This window comes from Burkholderia sp. AU19243, from assembly GCF_018148075.1.
Classification (GTDB): domain Bacteria; phylum Pseudomonadota; class Gammaproteobacteria; order Burkholderiales; family Burkholderiaceae; genus Burkholderia; species Burkholderia latens_A.
This window is the reverse complement of record NZ_JAGSTV010000042.1, coordinates 1-1,053: the sequence shown is the minus strand read 5'-3', so window position 1 is coordinate 1,053 and position 1,053 is coordinate 1. Positions and strand designations below refer to the sequence as shown.

1 tRNA gene and 1 rRNA gene are annotated in these 1,053 nt (G+C 50.4%); both read left to right on the top strand.

The window, feature by feature from the left end:
- Window positions 1–23: 23 nt before the first annotated feature.
- Window positions 24–99 (top strand) — tRNA-Ala (locus KDW55_RS29180).
- A gap of 440 nt (window positions 100–539) precedes the next feature.
- A 23S ribosomal RNA gene (locus tag KDW55_RS29175) occupies window positions 540–1,053 on the top strand; the annotation flags it as partial.

Below are 1,053 nucleotides of genomic sequence, written 5' to 3'. Positions count from 1 at the left end.
ACCTGAGGCAAATCTGTACTCATGGGGGCATAGCTCAGCTGGGAGAGCACCTGCTTTGCAAGCAGGGGGTCGTCGGTTCGATCCCGTCTGCCTCCACCAATTGCGATGATCGTTAGCGCTTCAGCGCTTACGAGCATCTCACTCCCGAAGGGAGCCCAATGGATAATGTTTGATGGAGTTCGAGAGAACGAATCGAACATTACTCATTGGCGATTGAGCCAGTCAGAGCGGTACGAAAGTATCGGCTGTCGTTCTTTAACAATCTGGAAGAAGTAAGTAATTTGGATAGCGGAAGCGTCTTTGAGATGGACGTGGAAACTATCCGGGTTGTGATTGTATCGATGTATCTCAAGATGATTCGAACTTCATTGTTCGGCTCCCTACGGGAGTGGGACCAGAGTAAGCGCTAAAGCGCCAACTCTGGTCGACATCAACTTGGAATACGGCACAACGCGAGAACTCAACCTGTAACGTACTTTGTATCGGATCCTCGTAAGCGCTAAAGCGCTAACGATGATCGAGAGACAGACTCGTTATAGGGTCAAGCGAACAAGTGCATGTGGTGGATGCCTTGGCGATCACAGGCGATGAAGGACGCGGTAGCCTGCGAAAAGCTACGGGGAGCTGGCAAACGAGCTTTGATCCGTAGATGTCCGAATGGGGAAACCCACTCCTTATGGAGTATCCATGGCTGAATACATAGGCCATGCGAAGCGAACGCGGTGAACTGAAACATCTAAGTAACCGCAGGAAAAGAAATCAACCGAGATTCCCAAAGTAGTGGCGAGCGAAATGGGATGAGCCTTGCACTCTTTATTTATATTGTTAGCCGAACGCTCTGGAAAGTGCGGCCATAGCAGGTGATAGCCCTGTAGGCGAAAACAGTATGAAAGAACTAGGTGTGCGACAAGTAGGGCGGGACACGTGAAATCCTGTCTGAAGATGGGGGGACCATCCTCCAAGGCTAAATACTCGTGATCGACCGATAGTGAACCAGTACCGTGAGGGAAAGGCGAAAAGAACCCCGGGAGGGGAGTGAAATAGATCCTGAAA